We start from the raw sequence: 16,370 nt of genomic DNA, 5'->3' as shown, positions 1-16,370 counted from the left end.
TGTCCAGCAATAGGCTCAATTAAGATTGGTATTTATCTAGATAAAACGCCATTTGGGCTGTGAAGAAACCGTTCGGGAGAAAATCAAAAGACGTCAAGGAAACAAAAATTGAAAAAACCATCCCGCAGGAAAGAAGTTTAGTAGATGTAGATTACAATCTTAAAAGATTATTTAAAAAAGGAGTCAATTTGATGGCAGATGAAAAACTTGAAGATGCCATAGAGATTTTTGAGCAAGCATTACGAATTGATCCAAATAGTCTTGAAACATTAATGAAAATTGGATATGCCAGATTTCATTTGGAAGAATATCAAGAAGCATTGAAAGTGTATGATAGAATTTTAGAAATTGATGTTACAAATCCAGAAGCTTGGAATCTTAAAGGGTTAGTGCACTATGAGCAAAAAAATTATACCAAAGCTCTCGATTCGGCACAAAAAGCAATTGAATCAGACCCAACATATGGAATGGCATGGTACAACAAAGCATGTTTCTTATCTTTACTAAATCAAGTTCCTGAAGCGTTAGAATCTCTAAAACGATCTATAGAAATTGATGTTAAAAATGCAAGAAGATCAATTAGAGATAAAGACTTCATGAATGTTAGAATTGAAGAAGGATTCAAAAGAATTGAAGAGGTTGTAGTTTTAGAATCAGTTAAGCAAGGATATCACACAGTTGGCGCAATTGTGTGGACAACATTTCTAGATAAAGTAGATGCAATTACAGCTTTAACAAAATTATTAGAGAAAGGTCTAATTGTACAAAACGAAAAACGTGACGGATTAAGTAAAATACCAATTTATGATCTTGCAGATAACATCGCAGAAAAACTAGGCAAAGAAAAGAAAGGGTTGTTTGGAATTACCAAAAAAACATTGCCTCGACCAATTAAAAATTTAAAACAACTCAGTCAATCGATTCAATCAGTTAAAGAAGCAATAGAAGAAGAAGATGTGGAAAAAACAATTAACATCTTTGATGAATTCATCGACCCAACAAAATCAGGAGAACAAATGATAGAAACTTTCTTTGATGAACATAGAGAAATAAGATTGTGGAAAATCAGATTAAAAGATAGAGGAGTGGATTACCTTATAGATAACAAAGAGAAAATGATGGTACTTTTCAACAACATTGAAGGAACTGTAACAAAAAAACTCAGAGATCAGATTGCTTAATCATTCAGCAGATAAATCCCAGTAACTGGCATCTTCTTGTTTTTCAGTAGGCTTTTGAAGATTTTTCCATTCTTTGAAAGAACGAACGTATAATTTGGCATTTGGCAGCCCAGCAGATTTTAGTGCATAATACGCCAGACCTGAAAGAGTACCCACACTGCCACAATAAGTAATAATTTCAGAATTTCCAGTAATTCCACGGTTATCCAGTAATCGTTTCATGTCATCTTTTGAGCGTAAAATTTTGTCATTTGAAGCCAAAGTACGATAAGGCAAACTGATGGCTCCAGGAATGTGTTGTTCAAGAAAGTTCAATCTTTCTCTATTGTCAATCAAAATGACATCATCTCGGGTTTTGGCAGTTTCCAAGTAATCAGAAGTTGCCAAGATTTCAGGTTTTAATTTCAAAGTGTGTTCTTTAGATTGAATGTCAGGAGTAGAAGAGTCATTTTCCAATCCAAGAGATTTCCAATGACTGTAAGTTGATTCTAACAAAGTGACATCTGAATGTCCCAAGTATTCCAAAGTCCATGCAACTCTTGATGCTAATGCACCAAAAGTATCATCATAAACTACAACAGGGGTTTCATCATCAATTCCCATAGAATTCACTAGTTTCAAAACACGTTCAGGACTGTCATCAGACAAAAGAGTTGCAAGTGGTAAATTTACTGCAGTTGGAATATGGTCTTGTTTATAATCAGCTTCGCGTCTAACATCAATTACTCTAACACTGTTGTCTCGAATTTCTGAACGCAAAGAGTCTACATCAGTTGTAATTTTAGCAGCGTCAGTCAAGCAGCACATTCACCCTTGCCAGTCTTTGTGTGATAACTGGAGTCACTTCCATAATCCAAGTAGAAATCAGGATCTTCTTCAATAGTGGGTGGAATAATTAATGGTTCGAGAATTTTTTTGATATCTACAATTGATTTAATTTCTGAATCTTCATTTCCATTTACAACTCTATGAACCCAAGATTTCAAAGTATCATCAGATTTTTTATTTGCTTTAAATATTTCAATTATTTTTAGAATTACAGGGATTACTCGTTTGGCAGGAACTCTAAGAAGGGTTTGTCCCAACATCGTATCGCCATCAGAACGTCCACCAATTGACATTTGGTAATTAGCATACATGTCTTTTCCAACACGTCCACCACCACCAAAGAATCCGAGTGTTGCAATTCCATGTTGTCCACATGAGTTAGGACATCCACTAATCTTAATTGAAGAATCACTAAGATCATCATCTTCATCTAGTTTTAGTTCCAAGAATTTTCTTTGGATTTCTTTTGCCAATCTATGTGAATTAGTTAATGCCAGATTACAAGAAGTAGTTCCAGAGCATCCAATAGGCGCAGTCATGGTTAAGGCGCCAGATTTTGCCAATCCAGTCTCAATTAGTTTAGAATACAGGCGAGATAAATCATCCTCATGTACGTATCGTAGAGCAATATTTTGTGAAAAGCCAGATCTTCCTTTACCTTCAGATGAAAAGTGCCGAATGATATCAGCCAATCCATACAGTTGACTTGCAGTAATATCACCGGCTTCAAGAGTAAGGAATACTGAACGATATCCTTCTTGTGTTTGTTTTACTGTGTTAGTTTTGAGCCATCTAGCATATCCATCAGCAGTTGTCTCCCCACCATCCTCATCAGAGATTCGAATTGGTCTTTTAATTACATCCGGGGTTTGATCAACTTCTAGTTGAGTGATAACTGATTGTGTAGCTCGAACTACAGCCCTTTCTTTGAATACAAGATTCTGGAATTTGTCCCAACCCATATCATTTACCAAATATCTCATTCTATTTCTAGCGAGATTTTTTCTATCACCCATTCTATCAAATATTCTCATAACAGCAATTGAAGTGTAAAGTAAGTCTTCTTCAGGAGTAAAGTCTTCTAACTGATGTCCGACATAAGATTTATTCCCCAATCCACCACCCAAGAAAATTTTGAATCCTCTTTGAGCAGTTCCATCAATTTCTCTAATTTGTGGAATTAATCCTACATCCACCATTCTTACCATTCCATGTTTCTCACAACATGTAAAATTAAATTTGAATTTACGAGGAAGATTTTGAGCCATAGGATTTCTCAAAAAGAATCTTGCAGTCGCAAGAGCATAAGGAGTTGCATCAAATTCTTCATCAGGACAAACACCAGACAAAGGACTACACATCACATTTCTAACAGAGTTCCCACACGCTTCTCTAGATGTCAATCCAACTTCGGCCAATCCTCTAAATATTTCAGAAACATCTTCAAGAATTACCCAATGGAGTTGAATGTTTTCTCTAGTTGAAAAGTGTGCACTGCCAATAGAGTATTGTTCACTTAATTGAGATATTTTTTCAATTTGATCAGGATAAATTTCACCAGCAGGAAGTTTTATTCTAACCATGGCATAGTCACTAGTCATTCTAGTTCCATATGCCCCGTGCTGGAGTCTATATCGTCTAAAACTATCTTCATTATACTTCCCTTGACGATATAATTTCACAGTATTTGCAAAATCATCTGCCTCCTCAATTCTAGACCAGTTTATTTTGGATTTTTTATAATCAGGTGAAGATTGTGTGAGATCAGATATAGTCAATACAATGAAATTTCTTTTAGTTTAGATATAAATTTTTGAAATTTGGGGGTTTTAGGAGAAATATTTTCCTCAACGTACAAAATTTTCCTATTTCTACGAAAAGTCAAATTTTAGAAATAATTAGTATTACCTAATTTTTCAAAATCAAATGTGGGAAAGTATTAATTGTTCAGGAAACGGTGAGTATTCATGCAAGAAGCAACAGTGGCAGAACAATCAGAGAAAATTTTTACAGACGTACGTGAAGTTGAAATTACACGTGCAATTGCAAATGAATTTCATGATGTATTAATTGATAGAGCAGAATCAGATGTCATTATTATTGGTGCAGGTCCTGCAGGATTAACAGCTAGTAGAGAACTGTCAAACATGGGTTACAAGGTTTTAGTTATTGAACAAAACAACTACCTAGGTGGCGGTTATTGGTTAGGAGGATATATGATGAATCCAGTCACAGTTAGAGAACCAGCACAAAAATTCTGGGACGAGTTAGGAATACCATACAAAAAAGTCGCAGATGGATTATACTTAACACCAGGTCCACATGCAGTGTCAAAATTAATTGCAGCAGCATGTGATGCAGGAGTAAAATTCTTACAATTAACTAAATTCGATGACTTGGTTTTGAAAAACGGAAGAGTTGCAGGAATTGTTGTCAATTGGATGCCAGTTTCAGCATTACCACGCAACATTACTTGTGTCGATCCAATTGCACTTGAAGCAAAAATAATCATAGATGCATCAGGCCATGATTCAGTTGCCGTAAAAAGACTTGTAGATAGAGGATTAGCAAAATGGAAAGGAATGGAACCTATGCATGTCAACGATGGGGAAGAACACGTAGTCCACAAGACAGGAGAAGTGTATCCAGGATTAATTGCAGCTGGAATGTCAGTTACAGAAACACATGGATTGGCAAGAATGGGACCAACTTTTGGTTCAATGCTATACTCCGGAAAGAGAGCAGCAGAAATTACAGCACAAAAAATCAAAGAATTAGAAAGATAGTAAAAAAATATTCCTAGTGCTTTGACAGATAATCCTTGAAATTATCAAGTATTGTGCCAAACCCAGTTTCCATTCAGAGAATCAATGCTGAAAATCAAGAGAGTATGATTTATTTTGTTTTCAGATACTGATTTGCTGAGTTCCGATAAAATGACAAATGAAAAAATGTTAATTATTGCATTCCCCAGTGCAGGGTTAGTAGGTGCTTTTGCAGTATCTTATCTCACAGCACAGCTAGGAATGAAAGACATTGGAGAACTAGAATTTACAAAAATATCACCATCATATGCAATTAGAGATGGAGAAATTTATGGGCCAGTTCGCATATACAATAAAGATAATCTATATGCAATTCTATCCAACATACCATTGAATCCAATCTACACATATGATCTAATAATAAAATCAATAGAATTTGCAAAAAATAACAACATCAAAAAAATCATCATTCCGCGTGGTTTAGAGGCATATGAAAATAAGAAAAACGATCCTATTTCGTATGGAGTAATAGCTAACAAAAATTCCAAATATCTTTTAGAGGAATACAATTTGCCAAACATACCAGGTGCAGTGATTCTAGGCGTGGATGCAAGTGTTATTTCTGCACTAAAAAATTCCAAAATACCATGTATTGTTTTGTACACTACTTGCAGAATGATGTTTCCAGATGATGATGCAATCATAAAATCCATTAAAACACTTTCAGATATAATAAAAGTTAAAGTTGAAACTGAAAAATTTGAAGAACAGTTAGAGAAAATAAGTAAAGAAAATGAAAAATTAATTGCTGAAACTAAAAATTATTTTGAAAATACATCTGGAAGATCAGCATCAATTCTACCTCCAGGAATAGGCTAATTTTATTTAAAAACAGAGAATCTAGACAAAGTTGCAATTCCACTTGAGAAAGTCAATAGATAGAGAGCATTAATTTTTTGATATCTAATACTCACTATTGAGAAATAAGTGCATTCTTTTTATTTAGAGTTAGAGGCAGTAAAACATGGCAGTAAATCCATCTTCAAATAAAAAATCTGGTAAAAATTCCACTTTTATCATAGGCGGAGTAATAGCTCTGGGAGCAGGTCTACTTTTTGCATATTTGATGTTCTATACTGCACCAGCAGAAAAAATAGAGATGGTAAAGATAATAGCAATTACAAACGATGGATGTATTGCTGAAACTATGGATGGGTATGCAGTAAACATCGGGAATTGTAATGCAGAGCCAGGCAAATATGTCAACGCATTGGTTGATCAAAAAACAAAAGAACGTGCTGCATTGATGAATCCTACAAATTAATTTTTTAAGATTTTCATTTATTTATAAACAAAAGTGGAAGTGTTGAACTAATCTAGCAAAATCGTATAAGAATAGTGAAGAAATCAACTCGATTGTAGTTTAAAATTAAAAATTTAATGCAAATTTTAGCAATATTTGAAGCATAAAAATAATCCAAGTCTTTAAAAAAATTAAACATTAGAAAGATAAGCAGTCAAGATAATCTCTAATTTAGTGAAAATTTCAAAAATTATTTTATACAATGAACCTACAGTTCTAGAGATTCAGATAGAAAAAATAAAACAATTCATCATAGAAACATTTGAAATCAAAGTCGAGATAAAAGATTCCTTTTTTAATAATTTGGAAGATAAAACATTTGAAAAAATAGCATCAACACGAATTTTTGATTTAAAAAAACAATTCAAAAAACATATTCCAACACATGAAGAAATTCAAATTGAAAAAGAAAACATAGACATGACCGAGCAAGAGGGGATGACATTGTATGATGGGTTTGAATTACAAAACATCATCGCAGAGAATATTTCAACTACAGATAACATATTGCACATAATTTTTACAAACAAGCTTACTGCAACTTTTGATAATGATGATTTCAGATATCATGCTAGAGCACTGATTAGTTCCAATCCCACAATAATTTCAACAACTGGGATCATAGAGGCTCCAGCAAAACCTAAGCAATACTATTTAGATTTAATGACAAATTTCTCAGAAAAAAAAATCGAAGAAATTAAAAAAAAATACAAAGGTGAATTTTTAGAATATCATGATTCGAGATTAAGTGTAATTACAGAAGGATATGTATTGCAAGCTATAATGTACTATGAGACAGGAGAGGCGTTTTGTGAGAAAAAGGAATGCAGGTTATTTAATGCTCATTGGCAAAAAGATTTGTTTTACTCACAAATTAAAAATAAAAAACTTTGTAACAAACACCAACAAAAACTAAAAAAGTTAAGGAATCAAACATGAATAGATTTAATGTGATTGCGAATCTTTTCAGATGATTTTTTCAGAGACGAGGATTCAGTATCATCAAGTTTTACATTTTGTATTTCACATATTCCATTTTGGTTAATTTTTACAGGTACACCCATAGCAACATCATTTTCTCCATATTCACCTTCAAGAACTACAGATACAGGAATGGCAATTTCTTTTTTGTGTAAAATAGAATCAATGACATCAAATGTGTTTTTGGCAATACCAAATTGAGATCTACTCTTAAAAGATCTTAATTTTTTCCAGTAATTTCTAACATCTTCAGTAATAGAATCTCTGCTGTCAATCATGGAAAAAAGAGGATTACCACCAACAGTGACACCAGAGAAAATAGGAACCATGGAATCTCCATGTTCTCCTAAAACAAGAGCGTTTGAAATAGAGGATTGTGGAACGGATAGCATTTCAGATATGAAGTAACGAAATCTACTAGTATCAAGACTAGACGCAATGCCAATTACTTTGAATCTAGGCAGATTACTTTCTTTTTGGAAAAAATAAGTCAAAACATCAAGAGGGTTAGAAACTATCAAAACTATCGCAGATGGGCAATACTGTTTAATTTTTTGTGCAATTTCTTTTATCATCTTTACCTGTAGTACAATATTTTCAGTTCTATCTTTCAGGTAGACACCAATACTTGCAGTAATCACAACGATGTCGGAGCCAGATATTTGAGAATAGTCATCAGTTCCACGAATGGAGAATTTAGAATTTCCAGGAATTGCACTTGCAATATCTAATGCCTCACCAATTGCCTTGTTCTTGTTTCGATTAACAAGTAAAACATCATCCAACGCATTAGATACACAAAGAAATGCAACAGATGCTCCAACTCGACCACTACCCACAATTGAAATCAACTACACCACATTCGGTTTATTTTACAATCAGAATAGGACATGTGGATTTTTGAGAAACGCCATTTGCAACACTGCCTAAAAGTAATTTATCAAAACCAGTTCTACCATGAGATCCAATTACAATAAGATCATATTTTCGAGATTTTGCAAAAGTTACAATATCATTAACTACAGATTTCGATGTCAGTATTTGAGATTTAATAGAAACATTATTTTTATCTGCAAGAGATGTTAATTTTTCAAAATGTTCTGTTGTAACTTTTTTTTGTTTTTTAATTAATTCAGAATCAGCTCTTGCATCATAGTATTTGTGATGCCATGCATCACCTTCAAGACATGTAAGTAGGGTTATTTTAGAATCACGACATTTAGCAATATCTAATGCAACCTTAAAGGCCCTAGTAGATTGGACAGACAGATCAAATGGAACTAGAATATTTTTAAACAATACTAATATTCCTTTTTACGGATACTGTCTTTTTGACGGTTATGATCATGTTTGCTTAATTCACCCTCCAATTTTTTACATAATTCATCAGCAATTTTTAAAATATCCCAACCTGAAGCAGTGTAGATTAATTGATTTTTTGATGTTTTAACAGTAGCAGTGGCATCATAATGGGTTCGAGAGCCCTCAGGATTTTGAGATTCCACGGCAATTTTAGCTTCAATGATATGAGATAATACTTGTTGGACTTTATCTAACGAACCACCAAATTTCGATGAAAGTATCTCATTGGCAGGTTCATCTTTAGGCAAGCCAATTACAAACAAAGGAACTTTTTCAGTCATATGCAACACATGAAAACTAGAACTTAATATGTTTCTAATTATTATCAAATATGATTTTCAGGCATGATATTGTTAGCGACGTATTTATCAAAAATATGAAAGTAGAGTATAATGGATGTAAAAAATTTAAAATTATCAGAATTAATCAGCAAGCCAATCACGGTTAACCCCAACATAACACTCATGAAGGTAAGAGAGTCAATATTAAAAAACAAAGTAAAACGTGTGATAGTTACAAATCAAAATATACCAGTAGGAGTAATAACTGAAAAAGATATTGCAAAAAAAATTTATCAATTGGGTACAAAACCAATAAAATCTGTAAAAGCAAAAGATTTCAAACCAAGAGAATTGTTTACTCTTACCAGAGAGGATTCAGTTGGAAAATGTGCAAAATTGATGAAAAAACACAGAATCAGTGTGGTAATAATACTTGATAAAAATAAAACTCTTGAAGGAATTGTAACAAAAACAGATCTAGCAACAGCATTCCTTACAAAAGGTTCAGATTCAATTAAAGTTTCAAAAATAATGAATAATAAAGTAATAACTGCTGAACCAGGCGATCCAATACTACACATAGAAAGTTTATTGATAAAGTATGGAATTTCTAGAGTAATTATCAAAAGAAATCAAAAACCAGTTGGAATAGTAACTTTCAGAGATTTTGTACCTGCAAAGATTCCTCAATGGATTGCAGAATCAGCAGACCCAAAAGAAGTTCAAGAATACAAATTCAAAAAAGGATTAGAAGAAACACACTCAAATCAAATGAGTTATCTATTTCCATTTCATGCCACAGACATCATGTCAACAAATCCAATCACAGTAGAGGACGACGAAGATATTAAACTGGCCATTACTAAAATGATCAAATATAATATTAGTGGCCTTCCAGTGGTGAAAAATTCAAAATTAGTAGGAATTATTACAAAATCAGATATTGTAAATACACTAGCAAATTAATTCTATTTTACTATTAAAACTGAACAAGAGGAAGACTGTGAAATCTTGTTGGAGACGCTTCCAAGTAAAAGTCTAGATACTGAACCTAACCCTTTATTTCCAACAACTATAATATCACATTTTTCTTTTTTTGCAATTTTCTCAATTTCATTGACAATGTTTCCTTCTTTTAAGAAAATTTTTGGAGTGATTCCTTTTTTCAAAAGTTTTTTGTTTGCTTTTTCTAAAATATTAGTTCCAAACTTTCGAAGGATATTGAGGTATTCTTTACGATCTAACAAATTAATTGGGAGTGACTTTTCTACAACATATATCAAAATAAGATTAGAATTAAACGCATCAGCAAGTTCACATGCACGCTCTAAACACTTTTCTGAATATACAGAACCATCAATAGGAACAAGAATTTTTTTAAAACTATTAATCATTTCACTATCAATACAGGTTTTTTAGACTTGTGTAAAACATAATTAGAGACACTTCCCAAGAAAATTTCTTTAGCAGAACTTCTACCACGTGCTCCAAGTACAACCATATCAATTTTGTTTTTAGGATTGTTTGCAAATCGTGCTATGTCATATCCAGGATCTCCCGCAATGGCTTTTCCTGTCAAATCAATACCTTTCTGTGCAGCTCTAACTTTGGCCTCACTAAGTAATTTTTTTACTTCAGTCATTGAATTAAAATCCAGGAATCCAAGAGGATGCAGTGCATATATCCCAGGCACCGTTTTTACTGCTAATGCGATAACTGTGCCTTGAGATTGTCTGGCAAGATGTATGGCCATATCCAAACCACGAATTGAATTTTTTGAACCATCAAGAGGAACAAGAATCTTCTTTGTTTTAACTACCATAATATTGTCAAACAAATTTTAGATTTATAAGAGTACCGTGATTGCCTCAGTTGATTTTCAGTCATGATAATTTAGAATTTATCTCATATAACTGAAAAATAATCACTCATCATGAATAGTACGTTTGTAAGTGATGTGATGAGTAAAAACATACTAAGTTTAGACAAATCAACATCGGTGCAAGAAGCTGCAGAACATATGAAAAAATTATGCATAGGGTGTGTGATTGTAAATGACGACAGTAATCCAATTGGAATAATCACAGAAAGAGATTTTGTGACAAAAATTGCGGCAGAAGGTAGACCATTGTTTACTGAAATTAAGGAAGTAATGTCATCGCCTTTGATTACAATTGATTCAGATGAAACTATATGGGAAGCATCAGAATTAATGAAAGAAAAATTAATTCATAAACTTCCAGTTAAAGAAAACGATGAAATTGTGGGGATCATTACAACCACAGACATTGTAAAAATTTCCAGTGTAGGGTCAGATTCAGAAATGCGTAGAATTTGTGATCAAATTCTTTTAAGAATGAAAAACGAGTAATCAAAAGAGATATTCACTTAAATTATTGAAATTAAGACCATTAACATTATGATGTCAGGGGATGCAGGATCAGCAGTTCTCGAAACAAGAGATGATGAAGCCAAAATATCAGATAAAACTAAAACAAAATTCGATGTGATAATTATCGGTGCAGGCCCTTCAGGATATACAGCTGGAATTTACTGTTCTAGAGCAGGATATGACACTTTAATTTTGTCAGGATTGCTTCCAGGTGGACAACTAGTCAACACAACAGAAGTTGAAAACTATCCTGGATTTGAAAACGGGATAATGGGTCCGGATCTAATGATAGAGATGAGAAAACAATCACAGAGAATGGGCACCACGATTATTGACGATGTTGTAGTAGATGTAGACTTTAGACGAGAACCATTCAAAGTTCTAACAGCATCAGAAGAATTTGAAGGTCGGGCAGTAATTATAGCAACAGGTGCAAATCCAAGAAAGCTCGGAATAGAAGGAGAAGAGGAATTTGCAGGTAAAGGAGTATCATATTGTGCAACTTGTGACGGACCATTCTTTAGAAATCAAGAGATAGTAGTTTCAGGAGGCGGAGATTCTGCAATTGAAGAAGCAACATTTCTTACAAAATTTGCAACAAATGTTCACCTAGTACACAGACGAGGAGAATTACGTGCAAGTAAAGTTATGCAAGAAAGAGCATTTAACAATGAAAAAATAAAATTTCATTTGGATTCATCTGTAACCAGCATTAAAGGGGATCAAAAAATGAGACAAGTTATTTTAAAGAATTTAAAAACAAATGAAGAGAGCATACTTGATGCAGAAGCTTTGTTTGTTGCAATCGGACACGTACCAAACACGCAATTATTCAAAGGTCAAATAGATTTAGATGATGAAGGCTACATTGTATTAAAAAATAAAACACATACCAACATGAAAGGAATTTTTGCTGCAGGGGATGTACATGATAGAAATTATCGACAAGCAATTACTGCAGCAGCTTTTGGATGTATGGCAGCAATAGATGTAGATAAATATCTCACTGAAAGCGCAGATAAGCAATAATGAAAAATGCTCAATGCAAAAAATGCCTAAATAAATTTCATCAGAAAGACATCTACACAATTCAACAATTTCAGTATAGGAAAGAACCCACGTACGAATGGTCTGTAAAATATTTTGAAAAGTCAGGAGTTACGGAATGGGACTCATTATGTGAAGAATGCATGTCATCATACGCAAAAGAATCTGAGAAAAAATGGAATGAATCAAAAATCTAAACTCTTTATTGTGAGATAAAAAATCAAGAGTGATGAGTCAAGATCCAGAAAATCTAAAAAAATCAGCTAAAGAGCACAGTGAAAAACTAGCCAAATTAGGAATGGATTTAGGAGAAATTCAATTCAGTTATAGAATTGAAGAAAAAATAACCAAAGAATATTGGCAGAAACGAATGGAAGATTTTAAAAAATACAATGAAAAAGGTTTGGAATACTATAACCAAGTTCATTCAATGATCAACTTGGTAAATAAAGAAGAAGCACAAATGTTTCTTTTACGTATTAGTAAATTCAGGCAATTAAGTACAACATTATCAGAAACCATGGAGAAAATTAAAGAGAATCCATCAATAATAGATTCTAAAGATAAACAACACAGTCCATGGAGTAAAGAAATTAAAAATCAAATCACAGAACAAAGCAACAAATGTTTACGACATGAAATGGACATGAATACAGAATTTAGAGAGTTTTATGAAAAGTATTTGAAAAAGATTCTCGAATGATCATCAATAGGCCAATTCAGACATGTGTTTTGCATCTTTAAGACAATTTTCAAATTCTTCTTCAGTCATCACATTTTGAGATGCATAAACACTTTTGAATTTCCTTCCATCATCGGCAAAAATTCCGACCACGCATGCATCTCCTTCAACAGGGTATTTTTTCATGCACGCATATACAGCAGCAGAAGAAGGACTAATCAAAAGTTTGTCTTTGGCAAATACATCTTTTACAACTGAAAATGCCTCATCATTATCAACAGATACCCAATCATCAACGACATTTTCTCTTTTTAAGAACAAATCAGGTTTTGCAGATTCTTCAAAATTTCTCCATCCTTGAATTAAATGGTTTTGTTGAGGTTGACAGCCAATAATCTTTACATTGGGATTTTTTTCTTTAAGAAAAGCACCTATTCCTGTAATAGTACCTCCAGTACCAACACCAGTAAAGAAATGAGTTATCTTTCCCTCAGTTTGTTTCCAAATTTCAGGTCCAGTTCCAACATAATGTCCTTTGAAATTTGCTTCATTTGCATATTGATTTGGAGAGTAATACGTGTCAGGCCTAGAAGACGCAATAGATGTTGCAAGTGCTATACTTTGATCAGTTCCAGCACCTACTTTAGGACACAAATCATCACTAGTTTCAAACACTTTAGCACCTAGTTTTCTAATAATATCCTTAGTTTCATTACTTGCTTTTTCAGGAATAACAATCTCAACTTGATAACCCAACACATTTGCTATACCAGTTAATGCAATTCCAGTATTACCAGAAGTTGGTTCAATGATTATGCTTTTTCCTTTTGTCAACAGTCCTCGCTCTTCACCATCTTTAATCATCCAGTATGCGGCTCTGTCTTTAACAGAACCAAATGGGTTATGACCTTCTAATTTTGCAAAATATTCCACATTATCATGAGAAAGAGAATCCAAATGTACTAGAGGAGTATTGCCCACACGGTTTAAAACATCTGTATCAGTAACAGCAGTCATGATTTAGATTATTTCACCTTTTTAATTTTAAATGTAATTGTTTCACCGGCTTTGGACACGTCTAATAATTCATGACCGTTTCTTGTAACCCATCTGGAAATATCATCTTCAGCTGCTGGATCATCAGCAGATACAGTAATGATTTCGCCTACTTGCATCCTCTCAATTTCAATTTTTGTTCTAAACACAGGTTCAGGGCAAAATAATCCAGTTGCATCTAATTTTTTTTCAGCAGATTCTGACATTACTAATTCCTAAAGGCCGATTTGTCATATTAAAAGCTATTTTAGCAGGGGAATTATTTCAGAAATTTAATTCAATATAAAAACTAAAATGAGCAGACAGAAGACACCAGATATGGGAATTTTATCAGTGGAGGAAATAAAGAAATTAGATGAAGCTTGTATCAACCTAACAAAGGAAGATAAAGTCAGACATGCAGGCGTAATTAATCAATTAGGGCGTCTAGTGTCAGGCGGTTTCAAAAAAGGAATCACACCAATGGTTGGAGAAGATAAAATACCAATGGTATACATGCAAATGCAACTAGATTACAACATGAGAAAAGAACTCGATGAGGTTTTGGGCCCGATTGATTATATCGCATCAAGAAGAACCAACCAATTAATTATTAGTGTGCCAATTGGAGATAATTTAGTGTTAATAACTGCCGAACCAGATGCAGATGACAGGAAAATCATTAAACGCGCAGAAGAATTATTTGATGGTATTACTATTAGAACGATTTAACCAGAACATAAAAATAAAAAATGATTTTAGAATCTTAAAACGGCATAAAATTTCAAAAACATCATCTGAAAAGATCTTCGTGTTCAGGACGAATCAATTCATCAATCATATGATCTTCAAAATTAAATGAATAATCACGAATTATTGCAAAGGGACATTTTAGAGATTTGCCCATAACTAATTCAGATGCAGATGTAAGTTCATCAGCAATAGCAATTGCGGTTACTCGTAAAATTTTATTAAAAGAATCCAAAGTTCCTTCATAATCCAAAATTGGATTTAATCCAGACACTCCAATTGCATGATTAGTTTGTCCCATTCTGAAAGGTCGACCAAATGTATCAGAAATTATAACTGCCACATTTTTGTTTGATTGTTCTAAAATTTTTTTCCTAATTCTCTGTGCAGAAATATCAGCGTTGACAGGCAACAAAGTTGCATATCCTTCTTCGACATTGCTTTCATCAATTCCAGCATTTGCACAAATGAAACCATGATGAGTTTCAACTATTAAAATTCCATGTTTCATCCTTACAATTCGTTTTGATTCAGATAAAATCAATTCAGTAATTTTAGGATCTTTTTTATATTGAGAACTAATACCTTCGGCCAACAAAGAAGGAGTTACAGTGGACAAATCTATCAAACGTCCTTCTTGTTTAGAAATTATTTTTTGGGCAATCACTATAATATCCCCATCGTTTAATTTTTCAGATTTTAAAATAATATCAGAAATATCATCAGATGGCTCAATTTCTTTTTCAACATGAATAGGAATGATTTGCAATTGATTCATATCAAATAGAGGACTAAAAAATTGTTTATACAGGGGTTACAGATTCTAATTCAAGTTTGTAGTGTTTATTGATAATATCTAAAATTTTAGAAAGATCCTTTTCATCCAAAGTAGTAGTGGCCAAATCTTTGACGATATCTTGAGCACGATATGCAATTCCCAGACCGCATACATCAAACAATTTGATGTCATTTGCACCATCAACAACACAGACAATGTTTTCTTTCTTCTCACCCCATTCTTCAATTTTTATTTTTGCAGATTTTGATTTGTCAGAATCAACGTTAATTGTAACACCATCTAATTTTCCATCTTTGAATACCAATTCATTGCAAAAAACATAGTCAAGATCAAGTTCTTTTTGCAATCTATGCATCATCAAAGAAAATCCCCCAGATACGGCCATAAGCTTCCATCCAGCAGCTTTTAATGTTCTGCATGCTTCTTTTGCACCAGTCATAATAGGTAATCCATCAGATACTTCTTGACAAGTTTTTTCATCAATACCCTTCAATGCTGCAACTCTAGTTCGAAGTCCCTCTTCCCAGTTAATTTTACCTTGAATTCCTTGCTTAGTTATTTCCCAAATTTCATCTTCTTTGTTGAGTTTTTCTGCAAGTATTGGCAAATATTCTTCATCATACAAAACTCCTTCAACATCAAAAATAGCTAACAATAGATTTCTGATTGGAAAAAAATCGCGAATTATATTAAAGTTGGGAGTAAACTTTTCATGATCAAACTCCGATCTTAAAGCCAATCTGTAATGGATTGGTTGTCAGTTGCCTAACAGAATAACAGGTATGATATTTTTTATAACTTTGAATCCATACATGTGGGAACAATGAAAAAGAGATTAAAGATATTCAGGTTATTGTAGAATGTATACGATCTTAAATACAAATTTCATCATACTAGTTCAGTA

General features: G+C 33.1%; 21 protein-coding genes. 10 read left to right on the top strand and 11 right to left on the bottom strand.

Annotation, left to right across the window (positions count from 1 at the left end):
• Positions 1 to 59 precede the first annotated feature (59 nt).
• Positions 60 to 1,181: a tetratricopeptide repeat protein gene (locus ACW9XH_RS05565; protein ID WP_457759649.1), complete on the top strand. Its 1,122-nt coding sequence runs from the start codon at positions 60 to 62 to the stop codon at positions 1,179 to 1,181.
• On the opposite strand, the gene ACW9XH_RS05560 is transcribed toward ACW9XH_RS05565, so the two are convergent.
• Together ACW9XH_RS05560 and ACW9XH_RS05555 are read right to left on the bottom strand one after the other, a co-directional pair.
• The gene (locus ACW9XH_RS05560) at positions 1,182 to 1,979 is read right to left on the bottom strand and encodes a sulfurtransferase (protein ID WP_457759648.1); all 798 of its coding nucleotides are present in this window, start codon (positions 1,977 to 1,979) and stop codon (positions 1,182 to 1,184) included.
• A complete protein-coding gene (locus ACW9XH_RS05555) occupies positions 1,976 to 3,787 on the bottom strand; it encodes a nitrite/sulfite reductase (RefSeq protein ID WP_457759647.1) in 1,812 nt (603 codons plus the stop codon). The genes ACW9XH_RS05560 and ACW9XH_RS05555 overlap by 4 nt, the downstream gene beginning before the upstream one ends.
• A gap of 189 nt (positions 3,788 to 3,976) precedes the next feature.
• Here ACW9XH_RS05555 and ACW9XH_RS05550 point away from each other — a divergent pair, with 189 nt between their 5' ends.
• From ACW9XH_RS05550 to ACW9XH_RS05535, 4 genes are all read left to right on the top strand, one after another.
• The gene (locus ACW9XH_RS05550) at positions 3,977 to 4,795 is read left to right on the top strand and encodes a sulfide-dependent adenosine diphosphate thiazole synthase (protein ID WP_457759646.1); all 819 of its coding nucleotides are present in this window, start codon (positions 3,977 to 3,979) and stop codon (positions 4,793 to 4,795) included.
• A 150-nt stretch (positions 4,796 to 4,945) separates the two neighbouring features.
• Complete coding sequence (locus ACW9XH_RS05545; RefSeq protein ID WP_457759645.1) at positions 4,946 to 5,653, top strand: PAC2 family protein; 708 nt, start codon at positions 4,946 to 4,948, stop codon at positions 5,651 to 5,653.
• Between the two features lie 145 nt (positions 5,654 to 5,798).
• On the top strand, positions 5,799 to 6,098 hold the full coding sequence (locus ACW9XH_RS05540; RefSeq protein WP_457759644.1) for a hypothetical protein: 300 nt from the start codon (positions 5,799 to 5,801) through the stop codon (positions 6,096 to 6,098).
• A 213-nt stretch (positions 6,099 to 6,311) separates the two neighbouring features.
• Positions 6,312 to 7,076, top strand: a complete 765-nt coding sequence (locus ACW9XH_RS05535; protein ID WP_457759643.1) for a DUF6775 family putative metallopeptidase — start codon at positions 6,312 to 6,314, stop codon at positions 7,074 to 7,076.
• Here the strand turns inward: ACW9XH_RS05535 and ACW9XH_RS05530 are convergent.
• The 3 genes from ACW9XH_RS05530 to ACW9XH_RS05520 are packed head-to-tail and all read right to left on the bottom strand — an operon-like array spanning position 7,067 to position 8,761.
• A complete protein-coding gene (locus ACW9XH_RS05530; protein WP_457759642.1) occupies positions 7,067 to 7,969 on the bottom strand; it encodes a malate dehydrogenase in 903 nt (300 codons plus the stop codon). The two genes, ACW9XH_RS05535 and ACW9XH_RS05530, sit on opposite strands and share 10 nt — an antisense overlap.
• Before the next feature lie 16 nt (positions 7,970 to 7,985).
• Positions 7,986 to 8,426, bottom strand: a complete 441-nt coding sequence (locus ACW9XH_RS05525; protein ID WP_457760021.1) for a universal stress protein — start codon at positions 8,424 to 8,426, stop codon at positions 7,986 to 7,988.
• A complete protein-coding gene (locus tag ACW9XH_RS05520; RefSeq protein WP_457759641.1) occupies positions 8,420 to 8,761 on the bottom strand; it encodes an HPF/RaiA family ribosome-associated protein in 342 nt (113 codons plus the stop codon). The genes ACW9XH_RS05525 and ACW9XH_RS05520 overlap by 7 nt, the downstream gene beginning before the upstream one ends.
• Before the next feature lie 111 nt (positions 8,762 to 8,872).
• Between ACW9XH_RS05520 and ACW9XH_RS05515 the strand changes: the two genes are divergently transcribed.
• On the top strand, positions 8,873 to 9,727 hold the full coding sequence (locus tag ACW9XH_RS05515; protein WP_457759640.1) for a CBS domain-containing protein: 855 nt from the start codon (positions 8,873 to 8,875) through the stop codon (positions 9,725 to 9,727).
• A 2-nt stretch (positions 9,728 to 9,729) separates the two neighbouring features.
• Here ACW9XH_RS05515 and ACW9XH_RS05510 read toward each other — a convergent pair whose 3' ends face one another.
• A complete protein-coding gene (locus ACW9XH_RS05510) occupies positions 9,730 to 10,155 on the bottom strand; it encodes a universal stress protein (protein WP_457759639.1) in 426 nt (141 codons plus the stop codon).
• A complete protein-coding gene (locus ACW9XH_RS05505) occupies positions 10,152 to 10,583 on the bottom strand; it encodes a universal stress protein (protein WP_457759638.1) in 432 nt (143 codons plus the stop codon). Before ACW9XH_RS05505 ends, ACW9XH_RS05510 begins: the two co-directional genes overlap by 4 nt.
• A gap of 111 nt (positions 10,584 to 10,694) precedes the next feature.
• On the opposite strand from ACW9XH_RS05505, the gene ACW9XH_RS05500 reads away from it, so the two are divergent.
• The 3 genes from ACW9XH_RS05500 to ACW9XH_RS05490 all read left to right on the top strand — a co-directional run bounded on the left by ACW9XH_RS05500 (position 10,695) and on the right by ACW9XH_RS05490 (position 12,903).
• Positions 10,695 to 11,132, top strand: coding sequence for a CBS domain-containing protein (locus ACW9XH_RS05500; protein ID WP_457759637.1), 438 nt, complete (start codon positions 10,695 to 10,697; stop codon positions 11,130 to 11,132).
• Between the two features lie 48 nt (positions 11,133 to 11,180).
• Positions 11,181 to 12,182, top strand: a complete 1,002-nt coding sequence (gene trxB, locus ACW9XH_RS05495; RefSeq protein ID WP_457759636.1) for a thioredoxin-disulfide reductase — start codon at positions 11,181 to 11,183, stop codon at positions 12,180 to 12,182.
• Positions 12,183 to 12,429: 247 nt separating this feature from the next.
• Positions 12,430 to 12,903 (top strand): hypothetical protein, encoded by a 474-nt coding sequence (locus ACW9XH_RS05490; protein WP_457759635.1) that lies wholly within the window; start codon positions 12,430 to 12,432, stop codon positions 12,901 to 12,903.
• Positions 12,904 to 12,906: 3 nt separating this feature from the next.
• Here the strand turns inward: ACW9XH_RS05490 and ACW9XH_RS05485 are convergent, their stop codons facing one another.
• Positions 12,907 to 13,899, bottom strand: a complete 993-nt coding sequence (locus ACW9XH_RS05485; RefSeq protein WP_457759634.1) for a cysteine synthase family protein — start codon at positions 13,897 to 13,899, stop codon at positions 12,907 to 12,909.
• 8 nt (positions 13,900 to 13,907) lie between these two features.
• Positions 13,908 to 14,144, bottom strand: coding sequence for a sulfurtransferase TusA family protein (locus tag ACW9XH_RS05480; protein WP_457759633.1), 237 nt, complete (start codon positions 14,142 to 14,144; stop codon positions 13,908 to 13,910).
• 88 nt (positions 14,145 to 14,232) lie between these two features.
• Between ACW9XH_RS05480 and ACW9XH_RS05475 the strand changes: the two genes are divergently transcribed.
• Positions 14,233 to 14,649, top strand: a complete 417-nt coding sequence (locus ACW9XH_RS05475; protein ID WP_457759632.1) for a DUF6659 family protein — start codon at positions 14,233 to 14,235, stop codon at positions 14,647 to 14,649.
• Between the two features lie 61 nt (positions 14,650 to 14,710).
• Here ACW9XH_RS05475 and cofE read toward each other — a convergent pair whose 3' ends face one another.
• Both cofE and serB read right to left on the bottom strand, forming a co-directional pair.
• Entirely contained in the window at positions 14,711 to 15,436 is a 726-nt protein-coding gene (cofE, locus tag ACW9XH_RS05470; RefSeq protein WP_457760020.1) for a coenzyme F420-0:L-glutamate ligase, read from the bottom strand.
• 34 nt (positions 15,437 to 15,470) lie between these two features.
• Positions 15,471 to 16,121, bottom strand: coding sequence for a phosphoserine phosphatase SerB (gene serB / locus ACW9XH_RS05465; protein ID WP_457759631.1), 651 nt, complete (start codon positions 16,119 to 16,121; stop codon positions 15,471 to 15,473).
• Between the last annotated feature and the right edge of the window lie 249 nt (positions 16,122 to 16,370).

It is taken from the genome of Candidatus Nitrosopumilus sp. bin_32a (genome assembly GCF_054095935.1).
Note: the sequence above shows the minus strand (reverse complement) of the source record. Positions and strands in the feature narration are given on the sequence as shown.

What these genes read in the sequence shown, in the direction of transcription:
- ACW9XH_RS05550 (WP_457759646.1), top strand. Translation starts at nt 3,977, where the DNA reads ATGCAAGAAGCAACAGTGGCAGAACAATCAGAGAAAATTTTTACAGAC.
- ACW9XH_RS05545 (WP_457759645.1), top strand. Translation starts at nt 4,946, where the DNA reads ATGACAAATGAAAAAATGTTAATTATTGCATTCCCCAGTGCAGGGTTA.
- ACW9XH_RS05540 (WP_457759644.1), top strand. Translation starts at nt 5,799, where the DNA reads ATGGCAGTAAATCCATCTTCAAATAAAAAATCTGGTAAAAATTCCACT.
- ACW9XH_RS05520 (WP_457759641.1), bottom strand. Translation starts at nt 8,761, where the DNA reads ATGACTGAAAAAGTTCCTTTGTTTGTAATTGGCTTGCCTAAAGATGAA.
- ACW9XH_RS05515 (WP_457759640.1), top strand. Translation starts at nt 8,873, where the DNA reads ATGGATGTAAAAAATTTAAAATTATCAGAATTAATCAGCAAGCCAATC.
- ACW9XH_RS05510 (WP_457759639.1), bottom strand. Translation starts at nt 10,155, where the DNA reads ATGATTAATAGTTTTAAAAAAATTCTTGTTCCTATTGATGGTTCTGTA.
- ACW9XH_RS05505 (WP_457759638.1), bottom strand. Translation starts at nt 10,583, where the DNA reads ATGGTAGTTAAAACAAAGAAGATTCTTGTTCCTCTTGATGGTTCAAAA.
- ACW9XH_RS05500 (WP_457759637.1), top strand. Translation starts at nt 10,695, where the DNA reads ATGAATAGTACGTTTGTAAGTGATGTGATGAGTAAAAACATACTAAGT.
- trxB (WP_457759636.1), top strand. Translation starts at nt 11,181, where the DNA reads ATGATGTCAGGGGATGCAGGATCAGCAGTTCTCGAAACAAGAGATGAT.
- ACW9XH_RS05490 (WP_457759635.1), top strand. Translation starts at nt 12,430, where the DNA reads ATGAGTCAAGATCCAGAAAATCTAAAAAAATCAGCTAAAGAGCACAGT.
- ACW9XH_RS05485 (WP_457759634.1), bottom strand. Translation starts at nt 13,899, where the DNA reads ATGACTGCTGTTACTGATACAGATGTTTTAAACCGTGTGGGCAATACT.
- ACW9XH_RS05480 (WP_457759633.1), bottom strand. Translation starts at nt 14,144, where the DNA reads ATGTCAGAATCTGCTGAAAAAAAATTAGATGCAACTGGATTATTTTGC.
- ACW9XH_RS05475 (WP_457759632.1), top strand. Translation starts at nt 14,233, where the DNA reads ATGAGCAGACAGAAGACACCAGATATGGGAATTTTATCAGTGGAGGAA.